This is a genomic window from Nocardia sp. JCM 38205 (genome assembly GCF_058222935.1).
In genome coordinates, this window is record NZ_JBYHFL010000004.1 from 229544 (window position 1) to 244555 (window position 15012).

16 protein-coding genes are annotated in these 15012 nt (G+C 68.0%); 9 read left to right on the forward strand and 7 right to left on the reverse strand.

Annotated features, from left to right (window positions below; translation table 11 throughout):
- Window positions 1-13 precede the first annotated feature (13 nt).
- Window positions 14-958 carry a diacylglycerol/lipid kinase family protein gene (locus AC4HOU_RS16640; RefSeq protein ID WP_194992044.1) on the forward strand — a complete coding sequence of 315 codons (945 nt, stop codon included), beginning with the start codon at window positions 14-16 and terminating at the stop codon, window positions 956-958.
- A 250-nt stretch (window positions 959-1208) separates the two neighbouring features.
- Window positions 1209-1463, forward strand: a complete 255-nt coding sequence (locus tag AC4HOU_RS16645; RefSeq protein ID WP_011211115.1) for a WhiB family transcriptional regulator — start codon at window positions 1209-1211, stop codon at window positions 1461-1463.
- Between the two features lie 191 nt (window positions 1464-1654).
- Here AC4HOU_RS16645 and AC4HOU_RS16650 read toward each other — a convergent pair whose 3' ends face one another.
- Both AC4HOU_RS16650 and AC4HOU_RS16655 read right to left on the reverse strand, forming a co-directional pair.
- Window positions 1655-3169, reverse strand: a complete 1515-nt coding sequence (locus tag AC4HOU_RS16650) for a sensor histidine kinase (protein ID WP_163809495.1) — start codon at window positions 3167-3169, stop codon at window positions 1655-1657.
- 31 nt (window positions 3170-3200) lie between these two features.
- Entirely contained in the window at window positions 3201-3416 is a 216-nt protein-coding gene (locus AC4HOU_RS16655) for a biotin/lipoyl-binding carrier protein (protein ID WP_014352520.1), read from the reverse strand.
- Between the two features lie 249 nt (window positions 3417-3665).
- On the opposite strand from AC4HOU_RS16655, the gene AC4HOU_RS16660 reads away from it, so the two are divergent.
- Window positions 3666-3740: a 50S ribosomal protein bL37 gene (locus AC4HOU_RS16660; protein WP_022597109.1), complete on the forward strand. Its 75-nt coding sequence runs from the start codon at window positions 3666-3668 to the stop codon at window positions 3738-3740.
- A 95-nt stretch (window positions 3741-3835) separates the two neighbouring features.
- On the opposite strand, the gene rsrA is transcribed toward AC4HOU_RS16660, so the two are convergent.
- Both rsrA and AC4HOU_RS16670 read right to left on the reverse strand, forming a co-directional pair.
- Window positions 3836-4135, reverse strand: a complete 300-nt coding sequence (rsrA, locus tag AC4HOU_RS16665) for a mycothiol system anti-sigma-R factor (RefSeq protein WP_375139355.1) — start codon at window positions 4133-4135, stop codon at window positions 3836-3838.
- The gene (locus AC4HOU_RS16670; RefSeq protein ID WP_490724847.1) at window positions 4132-4860 is read right to left on the reverse strand and encodes a sigma-70 family RNA polymerase sigma factor; all 729 of its coding nucleotides are present in this window, start codon (window positions 4858-4860) and stop codon (window positions 4132-4134) included. Before AC4HOU_RS16670 ends, rsrA begins: the two co-directional genes overlap by 4 nt.
- Window positions 4861-5154: 294 nt before the next feature.
- On the opposite strand from AC4HOU_RS16670, the gene ybaK reads away from it, so the two are divergent.
- Window positions 5155-5649 carry a Cys-tRNA(Pro) deacylase gene (ybaK, locus tag AC4HOU_RS16675; protein WP_490724743.1) on the forward strand — a complete coding sequence of 165 codons (495 nt, stop codon included), beginning with the start codon at window positions 5155-5157 and terminating at the stop codon, window positions 5647-5649.
- 119 nt (window positions 5650-5768) lie between these two features.
- Window positions 5769-6071 (forward strand): hypothetical protein, encoded by a 303-nt coding sequence (locus AC4HOU_RS16680; RefSeq protein WP_490724744.1) that lies wholly within the window; start codon window positions 5769-5771, stop codon window positions 6069-6071.
- A gap of 156 nt (window positions 6072-6227) precedes the next feature.
- On the opposite strand, the gene AC4HOU_RS16685 is transcribed toward AC4HOU_RS16680, so the two are convergent.
- Window positions 6228-7022: an SOS response-associated peptidase gene (locus AC4HOU_RS16685; RefSeq protein ID WP_163809488.1), complete on the reverse strand. Its 795-nt coding sequence runs from the start codon at window positions 7020-7022 to the stop codon at window positions 6228-6230.
- Window positions 7023-7168: 146 nt separating this feature from the next.
- On the opposite strand from AC4HOU_RS16685, the gene AC4HOU_RS16690 reads away from it, so the two are divergent.
- The 4 genes from AC4HOU_RS16690 to rsgA all read left to right on the forward strand — a co-directional run bounded on the left by AC4HOU_RS16690 (window position 7169) and on the right by rsgA (window position 11727).
- Window positions 7169-7738 (forward strand): hypothetical protein, encoded by a 570-nt coding sequence (locus AC4HOU_RS16690; protein WP_195019891.1) that lies wholly within the window; start codon window positions 7169-7171, stop codon window positions 7736-7738.
- A 140-nt stretch (window positions 7739-7878) separates the two neighbouring features.
- The gene (locus tag AC4HOU_RS16695) at window positions 7879-9381 is read left to right on the forward strand and encodes an aldehyde dehydrogenase family protein (RefSeq protein WP_195019892.1); all 1503 of its coding nucleotides are present in this window, start codon (window positions 7879-7881) and stop codon (window positions 9379-9381) included.
- Between the two features lie 61 nt (window positions 9382-9442).
- On the forward strand, window positions 9443-10729 hold the full coding sequence (gene aroA / locus AC4HOU_RS16700) for a 3-phosphoshikimate 1-carboxyvinyltransferase (protein ID WP_195006755.1): 1287 nt from the start codon (window positions 9443-9445) through the stop codon (window positions 10727-10729).
- The gene (gene rsgA, locus AC4HOU_RS16705; RefSeq protein WP_228807156.1) at window positions 10726-11727 is read left to right on the forward strand and encodes a ribosome small subunit-dependent GTPase A; all 1002 of its coding nucleotides are present in this window, start codon (window positions 10726-10728) and stop codon (window positions 11725-11727) included. Before aroA ends, rsgA begins: the two co-directional genes overlap by 4 nt.
- 109 nt (window positions 11728-11836) lie before the next feature.
- Here rsgA and AC4HOU_RS16710 read toward each other — a convergent pair whose 3' ends face one another.
- On the reverse strand, window positions 11837-14353 hold the full coding sequence (locus AC4HOU_RS16710; RefSeq protein WP_195006756.1) for an ABC transporter permease: 2517 nt from the start codon (window positions 14351-14353) through the stop codon (window positions 11837-11839).
- On the reverse strand, window positions 14350-15012 hold the full coding sequence (locus AC4HOU_RS16715; protein WP_490724745.1) for an ABC transporter ATP-binding protein: 663 nt from the start codon (window positions 15010-15012) through the stop codon (window positions 14350-14352). The genes AC4HOU_RS16710 and AC4HOU_RS16715 overlap by 4 nt, the downstream gene beginning before the upstream one ends.

The window sequence follows — 15012 nt, forward strand, 5'->3', positions numbered from 1 at the left end:
TTAAGGTGCGTAGGTGCGGACGTTGTTGATCGTGAATCCGAATGCCACCTCTACCACCGCGGCCACCAGGGACCTGCTGGCCCATGCGCTGGAGAGCCGGACGCAATTGACCGTCGCCCATACCCAGCATCGGGGCCATGCCGCCGAGCTCGCCCAGTGGGCGGCGACCAATGAGATGGATCTCATCGTCGTGCACGGTGGCGACGGCACCGTCAACGAGACGATCAACGGGTTCCTGCCGCTGCCCCAGGTGGACGACGGCCAGGCGTGGCGGCCGCGGCTCGGCGTGATCCCCGGCGGCTCGGCCAACGTCTTCGCGCGTGCTCTCGGCCTGAAACCCGATCCGGTCGCGGCCACCAACCAGCTGATCGACCTGCTGTCGGTGAACGACGACCGCCGCATCGGGCTCGGCATCGCCGACGATCGCTGGTTCTGCTTCAGCGCGGGCGTCGGCCTGGACGCCGACGTGTGCGAGGCCATCGACGCCAGCCGCGCGAACGGAAAAGCCGCCACTCCGGTGCGCTATCTGGCGACCACGGTGCGCCAGTTCTTCCGGGCCAAACGGCACAAGCCCGAGGCCACCGTCATGGTTCCCGGACACGACCCGGTCGAGGGCGTGCATTACGCCTTCGTGACCAACACCAGTCCGTGGACCTACCTGAACGCCACCCCCGTGCGCACCAACCCGGGCACCGCCTTCGAATCCGGGCTCGGCGTGTTCGCCATGCGATCGATGGCTTTGCTGCCGACTTTGCGGGTCGCCGGCCAACTTCTGGCACCGAACGGAAACCCGAAGTCACGCAAATTGTTTCGCGAAGACGACGTGGCGTCGGTGCGAATCGAGACCGATCAGGAGATCGGCCTGCAAATCGATGGCGACTTCATCGGCAAACGCAACGTGGTGGATTTCACCGCGGTCCCCGACGTGCTGGAAGTCGTCGCGCCGCGCCCGTCGTGAGACTCGCCGAGGTGAAAAACATCGCCGTTGTGCTGCGAAAACTCGGCGGAGCGAGTACAAAGGACCGGGCAGGCTCCCCATGCGGGACCTTCAGAGCGTGAGCTTCCCCACGGTGCACCGGATACCTATTGACATCTACGGTGTTCGTGAAAGCATTCACAAGCAACCGTGCGGAAACATTCAGGTCGCACAAGTGAACGATCCACAAACCATCGGCGCCATTTGTGGCGCCCAGTAAAGGAGCAGAGGAATGGACTGGCGCCACAAGGCCATCTGTCGCGACGAGGACCCCGAACTGTTCTTCCCGGTGGGTAACAGTGGTCCGGCGCTCGCGCAGATTGCCGATGCCAAGCTGGTCTGCGCTCGTTGCCCGGTAACCGCCGACTGCCTGTCGTGGGCCCTGAAGTCCGGACAGGATGCCGGTGTGTGGGGAGGCATGAGCGAGGACGAGCGTCGGGCGCTCAAACGCCGCAACGCGCGCACCCGCACCCGCACGGTCGTCTGACCCTCGGTCAGACGAGCGATTCGGGCCCCAGCCCGGACCCGAATCGCATTCGGCCCGGCACCCGCTGAGGTGCCGGGCTCTGTTATTTTTCACGCCGCCCGACACGGGCCGCGAACTCTGGGAGCTCGCTCTCGCTTCGCTCGAAAACGGGGCTTGACCAGTCGTTTTCCGCGGCTGGGCAGGCCGAGGGTTCAGCGGCCCGAACGCCGACCGAGCGGAACCCGCAGCACCGCGTCGGTGCCGATATCGGCGCCAGGATGCAGGCCGATGGAACCGCCCAGCTCCGCCGTCACCAGCGTCCGCACGATCTGCAGGCCGAGGCGATCGGAGGATTCCAGGCTGAAACCGGGCGGAAGGCCACGGCCGTCGTCGCTGATGATGACGTCGAGCCAGCGCGCCGAACGCTCCGAACGAATCGTCACGGTACCGTTCTCGCCGGCATCGAAGGCATGCTCGATGGCGTTCTGCACCAGCTCGGTCAGCACCATCACCAACGGTGTCGCCCGTTCGGCGGAGAACACACCGAGCGAACCCGCCCGGCGCACCTTGATCCGCGCGGTGTGCACGGTCGCGACGTCGGCCATGATCGGCAGCAGCCGGTCCACCACCTCGTCGAGATCGACCTCTTCATCGACCGACATCGACAGCATCTCGTGCACCGAGGCGATGGAGGTGACGCGGCGGACCGATTCGGTCAGCGCGACCTGCGCCTCCTCGTTCTCGGTGCGGCGGGCCTGCAACCGCAGCAGTGCGGCCACAGTCTGCAGGTTGTTCTTCACCCGGTGGTGGATCTCCCGGATGGTGGCGTCCTTGCTCAGCAGCGCACGGTCGCGGCGCTTGACCTCGGTGACGTCGCGCACCAGCACCGCGGCACCGGCCAGCTGCCCGTGCGGACGCAGCACCAGGGTGCGCAACAGCACTGTCGCGCCTCTGGCCTCGACCTCCATCCGGCGCCCGGTCCGCCCGGCCAGCGCGGCCTGAATATCGCCGACCACTTCTTGCGCATCGAACGGATCGGTGATCAGTGAACGCGTGGTGACGGCCAGATCCTGGCCGGCCAGATCGGCCTGCAGGCCCATCCGGTGATAGGCCGAGAGCGCGTTGGGGCTGGCGTAGGTGACGATGCCCTCGGTATCGAGCCGGATGAACCCGTCGCCGGCGCGCGGGCTGGAATGGGTGGCCGCACGATCCTCGGTGGTCGGGAAGGTGCCGTCGGCGATCATCTGGCACAGATCGTCGGCACACGCCACATAGGCGATCTCCAGGGTGCTGCGCACCTTGGAACGCTGCAGGTCGGTGTCGCGGCTCAAGACCGCGATCACATCGTCGCCGCAGCGCACCGGGATGGCTTCACGGATGGCGTCCACCGGATGCGGGTGGTAGACACCCTTGGCGTCGGCCTCGCCGTCGGTGCGCACGATCCGGCCGGTGGTGAGGGCCTCGAACACCTGCGGATGCTCGGTCCGCAGCGCCTGGGTGCCGACGAGATCCTCGTAGTGCACGGTGGGCGCGGTGGTGGGCCTGCACTGCGCCACGCACACGATGTCGGCTCCGTCGGTGACGGGTCCAGCACCCACCCACAGCAGCAGATCAGCGAAGGACAGATCCGCGAGCAGCTGCCAATCCCCCACCACCCGCTGCAGATGATCCACCGCGACGCCGGGTAGATCGGTGTGTTCGGCCAGCAGCTCGCTCAGTGTCGCCATGATCGATCAGTCGCTTCGATTCCGCCCGCGCTCAGGAGATGACGGCGATCAGATCGCCCTGCTGCAGTACCTGACCGGGGGTGACCGCGATCGAGGTGACCTCGCCACCGACCTCGGTGATCACCGGAATCTCCATCTTCATCGACTCGAGCAGCACCAGAGTCTGGTCGTGGGTCACCCTGTCACCGACGGCGACCTCCACCGTCAGCACTGTCGAGACCATCTCCGCACGTACTTCCTCAGCCATGACACCCCGTTCGCCTCTGTTGTATGGGTCACCGCCGTGGGCGGCAGGTCCCGCTGACGATATAGCCAATCACACTCCCGGCCACCGCCTTCGCCGAGGAATCCCCCGGTCGGCGCCGCCGGAGTGTGCGGTAGATTGGCACGGGCCCCGCACCGGCGGGGAGGATTCGTCTTTGCCCGCGCATGCGGGGAGACTGTCCCAATTATCGACGAGTTCCCCGCGCAGGCGGGGGTGATCCGGGAGCTACCGATGGGTAAACGTGGCCGTAAGAAGCGCAGCCGCAAGGGCAACGCCGCCAACCATGGCAAGCGTCCGAACGCCTGACGCGCGTTCGCTCGGTCTTCGACCGAAAACGAGCGGCACGTCACTTCCTGACGGAAGGACGTGCCGCTCGTTCGTTTTCCGGGTGCCGGACCCGCTCAGGACTCCGCGGATTCGATGCGGGTGGTCTCCTGGCGCATCGTCACCGACCGGCGGATCTCCACGGTCAACCGCTCGCGCAGCGAATCGGGCGCGCGGTCGCCGCCGCATTTGCGGCTGAGCAGGCCCTTGAGCTTCTCCTCGATGCCGTAGGCCTCGATGCACGGCGCGCAGTGATCCATATGGTGCTGTAGCCGCGCACGGGTCGAGTCGTCGCATTCACCGTCGAGCATCAGCCACACATCGGCGAGTACCGCCGTGCAGTCGAGCTCCATGTCGGGATCGTGCTCGGCGCTCACTGCTTGACCTCCTGGCGCACCGTGTCCGCGGTGGACGCGGACGTATCGTCTGACGTGCCCCCGGCGCGGTTGAATCCACGTTCGCGCGCCACGTCGGCGAGCAAACCCTTCAGTTGCTTACGGCCGCGATGCAGCCGGGACATCACCGTACCGATAGGCGTGCCCATGATGTCGGCGATCTCCTTGTACGGGAAGCCTTCGACATCGGCGTAGTACACCGCCATCCGGAATTCCTCCGGCAGCTCCTGCAACGCGGCCTTGATGTCGTCGTCGGGCAGCGCGTCCAGCGCCTCCACCTCGGCCGAACGCAGCCCGGTCGAGGTGTGCTCGGCGGTCGCGGCCAGCTGCCAGTCGGTGATCTCGTCGGTCGGGTACTGCGCGGGCTGACGCTGCTTCTTGCGGTAGGAGTTGATGTAGGTGTTGGTCAGGATCCGGTACAGCCAGGCACGCAGGTTGGTGCCCTCCTTGAAGGACTTGAAGCCCTGGTAGGCCTTGACGTAGGTCTCCTGCACCAGGTCCTCGGCGTCGGCCGGGTTCCTGGTCATACGCAGCGCGGCGCCGTAGAGCTGGTCGAGCAGCGGGAGCGCGTCGCGCTCGAACCGCTGAGCCAGCGCGGTCGGATCCTCCGCCACGTCTTCGTCGCTCGTCACAGGTGTCCCTTCGATCGGCGTCTCCGCCAAATCTACCGGCACCAGTGTTTCCGCCGGGAACCGAGCTTGCGGCACCTCGGTCCATACCGGGCGTTCTTCGACCAGAACGGGCAACGCTCCTCCTTCATGGACTGCGCCGGACCTGCGCGGCGACGGAATGCGAGCCGTCACGCACTCCGCCGGGAATCACGCGCGATCGCTGTTACCGCATGCAACAGAGGAACCACTCACGGTGTTCCCGAGTCCGCGCGAGCGGTCCCGGCGGCGTCGAATCCGGTAGCGGTCCGGGTTCGAGGCCGCGAGCGGCTTCCAGCGGGCCGTTGGACTCGGCGGCGAAATCGGCTCGACAGCCGACTTAGGGTGACCGGTATGGCACGAGCCTCCACCCCCGCGATCCGCACCCTCGTGCAGGCCGCGACCGAGCATCGGGTGCACGCCTACGCCCATGACCCGCGCACCGACTCCTACGGCACCGAGGCGGTCGACGCGCTCGCGACCGAGCTGGGTCTGGACCCAGGACAGATCTTCAAGACGCTGGTGCTGGAACTGTCGACCGGATCGCTCGCCGTCGCGGTGCTGCCGGTGCCGCGGAGCCTGTCGCTGAAGGCGGCGGCCGCCGCACTCGGCGCACCCAAGGCCGCCATGGCCGACCGGGCGAAGGCCGAGCGCGGCACCGGCTATGTGCTGGGCGGGATTTCACCGCTGGGCCAGCGCAAGGCCCTGCCGACCGTCGTGGACGCCTCGGCGACCCGCTGGGAACGCATCCTGTGCAGCGCCGGACGGCGCGGACTCGAGATCGAGTTGGCACCGGCCGACCTGATCCGATTGACCGACGCGGTCGTCGCGCCGGTGGTCGCGGGCTGAAACTCGGTGGCGCCGCGCAGGAAACGCTGGGGCGCCACGCCGTCAAACCTCGCCTCGGGCGGTTCGGTGTGCGTCAATTGAAGCGCCAAGTTTCCGACCGATCCGAGGATGTGATGCGAATGTCCCCGCGCCAACGTCTGCGCACCACGATCGTCGCCCTGTCCGGGGCGTTGATCCTGGCCGCGGGCCCCGCGGTGCTGTCTACCCCGGCCGCGGTCGCCGCGCCGCAGGGCGGCCAGCCCAGCTACCCGTTCGAGGGTGGGGAAGACGGCGGCACTGCCGGCGAACCCGAGAAGGACGAGCGCGCCCAGCGCGCCGAGGAGTTCGGCGGCGGGCTGGCCAGCGAGGTCATCGACCTGGCCGCGAACATCCTCAAATGCGGTTTGAACGTCGTGACGCCGACGGTGGGCTGCTCGATCTGACCCGACCGCCCGGTCACGCAGGACATATCTTCGCCGACCTCGGAGCGACAATTCTCAATGTTGTCGCTCGTTGTCGCTCCGAGGTGGGCGGACAGCACCCACAGCGGCCCGGACCAGGTCTCCTATGGGCGGCGCGCGGAACGCGAGCCCCGGCGCTTACAGCAAGCTGATCTGTTCGGACTCCTCGCCGACCGGCTCCAACAGCTCGGGCCCGTTATTGCGCACGCTGTTGACCCGCGGTGACACCGGCCGTGCGGCAATACCGGCGACCAGCTCCGGCGTCGGCGGTCGCAGCAGTTCGGCCGGCGCCGGGTGATCCGGATCCAGCCAGGCATCCCAGTGCTCGCGCGGCATCGGCAAGGGCATCCGGTCGTGGATGCGAGTGAGATCGCCGACGGCATCGGTGGTCAGGATGGTGCACGACAGCAGCGGCTCGGCCTCGGGCAGGCTTTTGTCGCGCCACACCGACCACAAGCCGGCCATGTACAGCCGCGAACCGTCGGCGGCCGACATGAAATACGGGTGCTTGACGACTTTGCTCTTGGCGCCGGACGGATCCGGCTGCACCAGCCACTCGTACCAGCCGTCCATCGGCACCAGGCACCGGCGATACTTCACCGCGTCCCGGAACGACGGGGTGGTGGCGGCCTTGTCGGCGCGCGCGTTGAACAGCGGTTTGCCCTTCACCGGCACCCCCGGTTCGGCCGCTTTGGTCCAATGCGGGATCAGGCCCCAGCGCATGCGGCGGATCCGCAGGCGCGGGTCGTCGTCGGGGTGGTCGTGGTCGTGGCGCTCGACCACCGTCAGCACCTGCGTCGTCGGGGCGACGTTGTAATTCGCGCCGCCGCGATCGGAACCCGCCGAACCTGGTTCCTCGCCGGTCTCGTCGATCGCGTCCAGCTCGACCGCGAGCCGGCCGGGGTTGGTCGTCGTCGCATAGCGTCCGCACATATTCCCGATACTGCCACCGGGCACCGACACCGGCGGCGAACTCGGCCCTCGCACACCGGATCCGCTGCCAGGACACCACCCGGAAATCGGCCTGTGACCTGCGTGCGACTGTTAGCGTGAGCGGATTCCACGACGAGGAGAGATCCATGCTCAGATCCGGCTCCTTCCGTTCCACCGTCGCCCGAGTTTGCGCAGTGCTCGCGCTCACCGGTCTCGCCACCACCGCCCTGCCCGCCGTGGCCGCCGCACAGGACCCGCGACCACCCGTCTCGCTCACCGCTACGGTCTCGGGCACCACCATCGACTACACCATCGACAATGTGCCCAACCGGCGCGACGTCTTCCCCGTGATCCGGGGTGAATGCACCACCGCCGTCGTCGACGTACTGGTGGCCGCACCGATCCTCGCTCCCGCCGCCATCGACACCCTCAGCGGACGCGAACCCGATGTTTTCGCACTGCTGCAACGGCTGATCGCCGAGGGCGCACTCGCCGCGGGCCCGCGGATCCAGCTCGCCTCGGCGACCGGGCAGATCACCGGTTCGTTTCCCGGACTCCCGCGCGGGGTCTACGTGGTGGGCACGATCTGCAATCTGAATCCGCTCAGCGCGGAATTCGATCCGAATCTGTTCGATTTCACCCCCGCAGTGGTCACCGATCTGCGTTCGGGATCCTCGGCGCCGGCGCCCGCTGTCGAATCGATCACCCAGAACTGATGACACCCTGAGAGTAATGCCATAACATTCTCTCAACGAGTCGGAGGGTTTCCTCCGGCCCACTCGGCATGCGCCCGACAAGCCACGCCACCACCCAGCGCCCCGGCCGATCGTCCGGGCGCCCGGCATGAGGAGCCCCTGTGACAACGACCGACGCCGCCCCCGCGGACACGGTGCTCACCTCGGTCGACCCCGCCTCCGGCGCGACCCTGGCCACCTACCCCATCGCCGACGAGGACGCCGTGCGCGCCGCCGTCGCCACCGCCCGCAAGGCCGCCGAGACCTGGTCCGCACTCGATTTCGACGAGCGCCGTAAAGCGTTGCTGCGCTGGTCGAGCCGGCTGGTCGCCGAATCCGACGAGTTCTGCGCACTGATCCACGCCGAGAACGGCAAGCCGCTCGACGACGCCTTCCTCGAGCTCATGCTCGCCCTCGAGCACATCGCCTGGGCGGCCAAGCACGCCAAGAAGGTGCTGGCGCCCAAGAAGATCTCCCCCGGCGCGCTCATGTCGAACTTCTCGGCCCGGCTCGAGCATCGCCCGCTGGGCGTTGTCGGCGTGATCGGCCCGTGGAACTATCCCGTCTACACCCCCAACGGTTCCATCGCCTATGCGCTCGCCGCCGGCAACACTGTGGTGTTCAAGCCCAGCGAATACTCCACCGGCATCGGCAATTTCCTCGCCGAGGCGTTCACCAAGGCCAATCCGGACCTGCCGGAGGGCGTGTTCACCACCGTCAACGGTTACGGCGCCACCGGAGCGGCGCTGGTGCGCGCCGGCGTGGACAAGATCGCGTTCACCGGCTCGCCCGGCACCGGTCGCAAGATCATGGCGGCCGCCGCCGACACCCTCACCCCGGTACTGCTGGAATGCGGCGGCAAGGACGCCGTGATCGTGGCACCGGACGCCGATGTGAAGGCCGCGGCGGACGCCGTCGCCTGGGGCGCCACCTCCAACAGCGGCCAGACCTGCGCCGGCGTCGAGCGCGTGTACGTGCATCGCTCGGTGCGCGAGGAGTTCGTGGCCGAGGTGAGCCGCATCCTGACCGATGTCAAGCCCGGGGCCGAGGCCGGTGCCAACTACGGCCCGATGACGATGCCGAGCCAGGTGGATATCGTGCGCCGCCACATCGACGACGCCATCGCCAAGGGCGCCACCGCCGTGGTCGGTGGTCCGGAATCGGTCAAGGCCCCCTTCATCGAGCCGGTCGTGCTGCTGGATGCCCCCGAGGATTCGGCGGCGGTCAAGGAGGAAACCTTCGGCCCCACCGTGACCATTCGCACCGTCGACAGCGTCGACGAGGCGATCGCCCTGGCCAACGACTCCACCTACAGCCTCGGCTCGGCGGTGTACTCGCGCAAGCAGGGGCTCGAGATCGCCCGCCGGCTGCGCGCCGGGGCCACCTCGGTGAATTCGGTGCTCGGCTTCGCCGCCATTCCGGGGCTGCCCTTCGGCGGCAGCGGTGATTCCGGCATCGGCCGCATCCACGGCGAGCAGGGCCTGCGCGAATTCGTCAGCCCCCATTCGATCGCGATCCAGCGGTTCAGCATCCCGGGTATGACCCTGCTCAGCTACTCCCGCACCCAGTCGACCATGAAACTTCTGCGTCGCCTGGTGCCGGTGTTGCATGGGAGGCACAAGTAACAGAACGGGCGGATTGCACGCCGCCCGTGTATCCGCGCCGCGGATAAGCGAAGATGGACGGGTGAATTTCTGGCCAGCGCCCCATGTCGACGCCCCCGTGCACGCGACCGTGACCCTGCCCGGATCGAAATCGATCACCAACAGAGCACTGATCCTGGCCGCGCTCGCCGAGGGGCCGTCGACGATCACCGGTGCGCTGCGCAGCCGCGACACCAACCTGATGATCGACGCGCTGCGGGCCCTCGGCGTGCGGATCGACGGGGATGCCGAAACTCTCACCGTCACCCCGGGCACCCTGCGCGGCGGCTCGGTCGACTGCGGGCTGGCGGGCACCGTGATGCGGTTCCTGCCGCCGCTGGCCACTCTCGCCGACGGTGCGGTGGCCTTCGACGGAGACGCCCAGGCCCGGGTCCGCCCGCTGCGCACCATCCTCGACGCGTTGCGCGGGCTCGGCGCGCGGATCGAGGGTGACGCCCTGCCGTTCACCGTGCACGGCGCAGCAGGCCTGCGCGGCGGTGCGGTGACCATCGATGCCTCGGGTTCCTCGCAATTCGTCTCCGGCCTGCTGCTGTCGGCGGCACGGTTCGACGAGGGAATCACCGTCCATCACGACGGCAAGGCGCTGCCGTCGATGCCGCATATCGAGATGACGGTGGAAATGCTGCGGCACGCCGACGTGCAGGTGCAAGCGCCCGCCGACAGCCGCAAGGCGCAGACCTGGGTCGTGACGCCCGGCCCGATCGCAGCCGTGGATTGGGAGGTCGAGCCGGACCTGTCGAACGCGACGCCGTTCCTCGCCGCGGCGGCGGTCACCGGAGGTAGCGTCAGCATTCCGCACTGGCCGCGGCTGACCACCCAGCCCGGCGACGTCATCCGGGAGATCCTGGTGCGGATGGGCGCCGAGGCGCGCATCTTCGACGGTGTGCTGACCGTCAGCGGCCCGGACCGGCTGGCCGGTATCGACATCGACCTGCACGACGTCGGCGAGCTCACCCCCACCGTGGCCGCCCTCGCCGCGCTCGCCGATTCGCCGTCCTACCTGCGCGGTATCGCGCACCTGCGCGGGCACGAGACAGACCGACTGGCCGCGCTGTCCACCGAGATCAACCGGCTCGGCGGCAATGTCACCGAGACCGAGGACGGACTCGAGATCGTGCCCGCTCCGCTCACCGGCGGCCGCTGGCATTCCTACGCCGACCACCGGATGGCCACCGCCGGTGCGATTCTCGGCCTCACCGTCCCCGGGGTCGAGATCGAGGACATCGGCACGACGGCGAAAACCTTGCCCGATTTCGTGTCGCTGTGGGAACGGATGCTCGATCCCGCCGATCAGGGAGCGGTGCGCTGAGCCGGCGCGGGCGCTCTCTGGCCGGCTACGACGAATCCGATGTGCGGGTGCGTCCCGGTAAGAGTTCGCGTCCGCGCACCAAGACCCGTCCGCAACACAACGATGCCGAATCCGCCATGGTGGTGTCGGTGGACCGAGGCCGCTGGGGATGTGTGCTCGATGGGGATCCGGACCGGCTGATCGTCGCGATGCGCGCGCGTGAGCTCGGCCGGACCCCGATCGTCGTCGGCGATCAGGTCGACGTCGTCGGCGATCTGTCCGGCAAACCCGACACCCTGGCTCGCATCGTGCGCGTCGTCGAACGCCGAACGGTCCTGCGCCGCACCGCTGATGACACCGACCCCTTCGAGCGGGTGGTGGTCGGCAATGCCGAACGGCTGTTCATCGTCGTCGCGCTGGCCGACCCGCCGCCGCGCACCGGATTCGTGGAACGCGCCATGGTCGCCGCGTATGCCGGTGGGCTGCAACCGATCCTGTGCCTGACCAAACACGACCTGGCCGCCGACTCCGAATTCGCCACCCTCTTCGACGATCTCGATCTCACCATCGTCTACGGCGGCGTCGACGACCCCATCGAGCCGGTGCTCAACCTGCTCACCGGCCACCTCACCGCCTTCATCGGTCATTCCGGCGTCGGCAAATCCACTCTCGTCAACCGCCTGGTCCCCGACGCCGACCGCGCCGTCGGCGAGGTTTCCGGCGTCGGCAAGGGCAAGCACACCTCCACCCAATCGGTGGCCCTGCCCCTGCCCGCGGGCGGCTGGGTCATCGATACCCCGGGCGTTCGCTCCTTCGGGCTCGCCCACATCACGCCCGACGATGTCATCGCCGCCTTCGCCGATCTGGCCGAGGCCATCGAGGATTGCCCGCGCGGATGCACCCATCTCGGCCCACCCGCCGATCCGGAATGCGCATTGGACGAGCTACCGGGCAAACAGCGGCGGGTCGCGGCGATCCGGCAATTGCTGACCGCACTGAACTCCAACGACCCCTGGTGATCCGATCCGGTGCGGCGGTGCCGGATGCGACGACGATATGAGCCCCCGGCCCGGCGAAACACCGGGCCGGGGGCTCGTCCACCAGCTCATTACCGAACGTTCAGGCCGGTCATTCCTGAGCGATCAGTTCGGCCAGTGGAATCTCGCGGGAGGACCGCCGGGCGATGAACAGCGCCGCACCGACCGCGAGGAAGGTGAGCGGCAGACTGAGTACCAGCAGTGGCACCGGGACCGTCACCGGTGGCAGCAGGCCACTCTGCACCGACAGGGCACTCATCATGGCGGGTATGGCCAGCAACCCACCCGGCACGGCGACGAGCCAGGCCACGATGGCGATCACCACCGCCTCGATGAGCAGTTGCCGCCGCACCGAGGTGCGCGCACCGCCGACCAGCCGGGTCAGCGCGATACTGCGTTGCCGCTCGGCCAGATTGGAGGCCAGGGTCGCGGCACCGACCGCGGTCGCCACGATGAACATCACCCAGGCGAACGCCTCGAACGCACTGACCAGACGCCCGGTCAGCGAGACGAATCCGGCACGCAGACCGGCCGCGTCGGTCGACTGCGCCCGCGGATACCGATCGTGCAGCATCGCCATCACCGCCTGCTCGACCTGGCCTCGATCGGCTCCCGGCAGCAGGTCGATGCCGACGGTGGTGATGTCACCATTGCCCGCGATGGTGCGGAACAGGCTTTCGCTGACGATGATGGTGCCGCCGTCGGACACCGAATCGTCGACGATGGCGGTGATACGCACCTGCCGGTGACCATCGGGGGTCGGCAGGTCCAAGGTGTCGCCGAGGTCGTAGTTCTGAGTGCGGGCGAAGTTCGACGTCACCGCCACCGTGTCGTCGGTGAGGCTGTCCAGCACCTGCTCCGGGCCTTCGAGCACCTGGAGCCGGGTCAGCTCACCGAGCCGCTGCCCGGACCACGACCACAGCGGGTAGCGGGTGTCATCGATGCCGACCGCGGTGAGGGAGAAACCGTAGGCCGAGCGGACACCGGGCAAGGTTTCGAGTTCATCGAGCATCGACATCGGTAGTGCCTCACCGGTGAGCAACTCACCGGTCGGTGCCGCCTGGACGAACAGATCGACCGAGGACCAGCGGTCCACCGAGTTGCCCACCTCGTTCTTGATGCTCGTCGACACCCCGGACATCGAGATCGACATGACCATCGCCACCGCGAACGTGATGGTCAACGCGGCATTGCGGCGCCAGCCCACTTCGAGATGGCGACCGACGAACATGCCGGTCGGCCCGCTCGTTCCGGTACGCAGACCGGCGCCGGCCAGCACGGGAAGCACCGTGGCCAGCACCGCGACCGCGAACAGCAGCGGCACCAGCGCCGCCGATTTGAACAGCGGCGGTGCCAGCAGCAGGATCAGCACCCCGAGCACCACCGCCACCACGGCGCCGGCCAGCGGCGCGGTGACCTTGGAGGTGCGGACCGCCTGGGTGTCGCGGTTGTTCATCGCGTCGATCGGCGCCACCGAGCGCAGCCGCCGCAACCCCGACAGCCAGGCGAAGCCGAACATCACCACCGCGCCACCGAAGGCGCCGAGCACCGCGGGCAGCCAGGGGAAGCCCGGATTGAGCGCCTGCTGGGTGAGATTGGTGATCTGGGTGGTGAACGCCGATAGCCTGCTGCCGAGGAACAGGCCCGCGACCGCGCCGATGAGATAGGTGAACAACAGAATCGGCAACATCACCGCGCCGGAGCCGAGGATCAGATCGCGGTGACGCGCACCGAGCAGGCGCAACCGTGACAGAATCGGCGCCGCATCGGCCAGCACCAGACGCCAGGTCAGGAACAACACCACGCCCGAGGTCATGATCGCGATGGCGGCGAACATGGCCAGGATCGACAACGGGGTCTTGAACGTGCGGTTGTAGCCGGAGAGCAGATCCGCGGGCGCCTTCACCACGGCGGCACCGTCGAGCAGGGAACGGGTCTTGTCGGCGATCGCGTCACCGCTCGCGCCGGCGCCGGGCTGCATCAACAAGACGTCGGTGCGGTCGCCCCGGTCGAACGCGGTCGCGACATTGCCGATCGGAGCGACCAGCACGGCACCGCCATTGGCGAAGTCCTGCTCGAGCAGTCCGGCGACCTTCCACTGCTGCCGACCGGTCGGGGTCGACACGGTGACGGTGTCGCCATCGGCGATGCCCTTGTCCGTGGCCCAATCCCGCGACATGTACACCGTATTCGGGGCGAGCAACCCCATATTGCCACCGCTCAATGCCGTGGGCTCCAGCATGCGGGGCAGGTTCAGATCGACGCCGAGCACGACCACCGAGGTGAACTCACCATCGACATCGATCTTCGTATTTCCCACCAGCATTCGCGACCGCACCGTGCCGGTCTCGCTGCCGATCTTGTCGACCAGATCGGCCGACATACCGGCCGGCGATTGCGCCTCCACCGCGAGGGTTCCGGCCGCGAAACCCTGCACCGGAGCGCTGCGCACCGCGCCGAGCACCGTCGCGGCGATGAGCAGCACCGCCGTGGTGAGCATGACACCACCGATGCCCGCGGTGATCGCGGCGGTCAAACGGATCGGGCGGCGAATCCAGCTGTAGGCGAAGGCGCGGGCGACCGTCAGCGCCGGTCCGATGCCGTTCACACACCCACCTCGACGTCCTCGAGGGTGCCGTCGACCAGGCGAACCACCCGGTCGGCCTCGGCAGCCAGATCCATATCGTGGGTGACCATCACACCCGCCGATTCGTGCTGGCCGACCAGCTTCTTGAACAGATCCATGACGATCCGGCCGTTCTCGGAATCCAATGCGCCGGTGGGCTCGTCGGCGAACACCACGGCCGGTTTACCGACGCAGGCACGCGCGACCGCGGCACGCTGGGCCTCACCACCGGAGACCGAGGTCGGCCAGGCGCTCAGCCGATGTCCGAGGCCGACATCGTCCAGCATGGCACGTGCCGCGCGCAACGCCTCCGAACGTTTGGTGCCCGCGAAGATCAGTGGCGCGGCTACGTTCTCCTCCAGCGTCAACGATGTCACCAGGTTGTCCTTCTGCAAGACGAACCCGATCTGGGCAGCCCGAATCCGCGACATCTCGGTGTCGGTGTAGTCGGTCAGGTTGCGGCCGAGCAGGCTGACCGAGCCGGACGTCGGAGTGTCCAGGCCGGACAGCAGATTGCACAGGGTCGACTTGCCGCTACCGCTCTTACCGACGATCGCCACGATCTCACCGGAGGACACGCTGAGCGTGCAGTTGCGCACCACATGGATCACCGACTCGCCATCACTGAAGTCCCTGCTCAC

Excerpts from the sequence above, each read along its gene's own strand:
- AC4HOU_RS16645 (WP_011211115.1), top strand. The coding sequence starts at position 1,209 with ATGGACTGGCGCCACAAGGCCATCTGTCGCGACGAGGACCCCGAACTG.
- AC4HOU_RS16650 (WP_163809495.1), bottom strand. The coding sequence starts at position 3,169 with ATGGCGACACTGAGCGAGCTGCTGGCCGAACACACCGATCTACCCGGC.
- AC4HOU_RS16655 (WP_014352520.1), bottom strand. The coding sequence starts at position 3,416 with ATGGCTGAGGAAGTACGTGCGGAGATGGTCTCGACAGTGCTGACGGTG.
- ybaK (WP_490724743.1), top strand. The coding sequence starts at position 5,155 with ATGGCACGAGCCTCCACCCCCGCGATCCGCACCCTCGTGCAGGCCGCG.
- AC4HOU_RS16680 (WP_490724744.1), top strand. The coding sequence starts at position 5,769 with ATGTCCCCGCGCCAACGTCTGCGCACCACGATCGTCGCCCTGTCCGGG.
- AC4HOU_RS16685 (WP_163809488.1), bottom strand. The coding sequence starts at position 7,022 with ATGTGCGGACGCTATGCGACGACGACCAACCCCGGCCGGCTCGCGGTC.
- AC4HOU_RS16690 (WP_195019891.1), top strand. The coding sequence starts at position 7,169 with ATGCTCAGATCCGGCTCCTTCCGTTCCACCGTCGCCCGAGTTTGCGCA.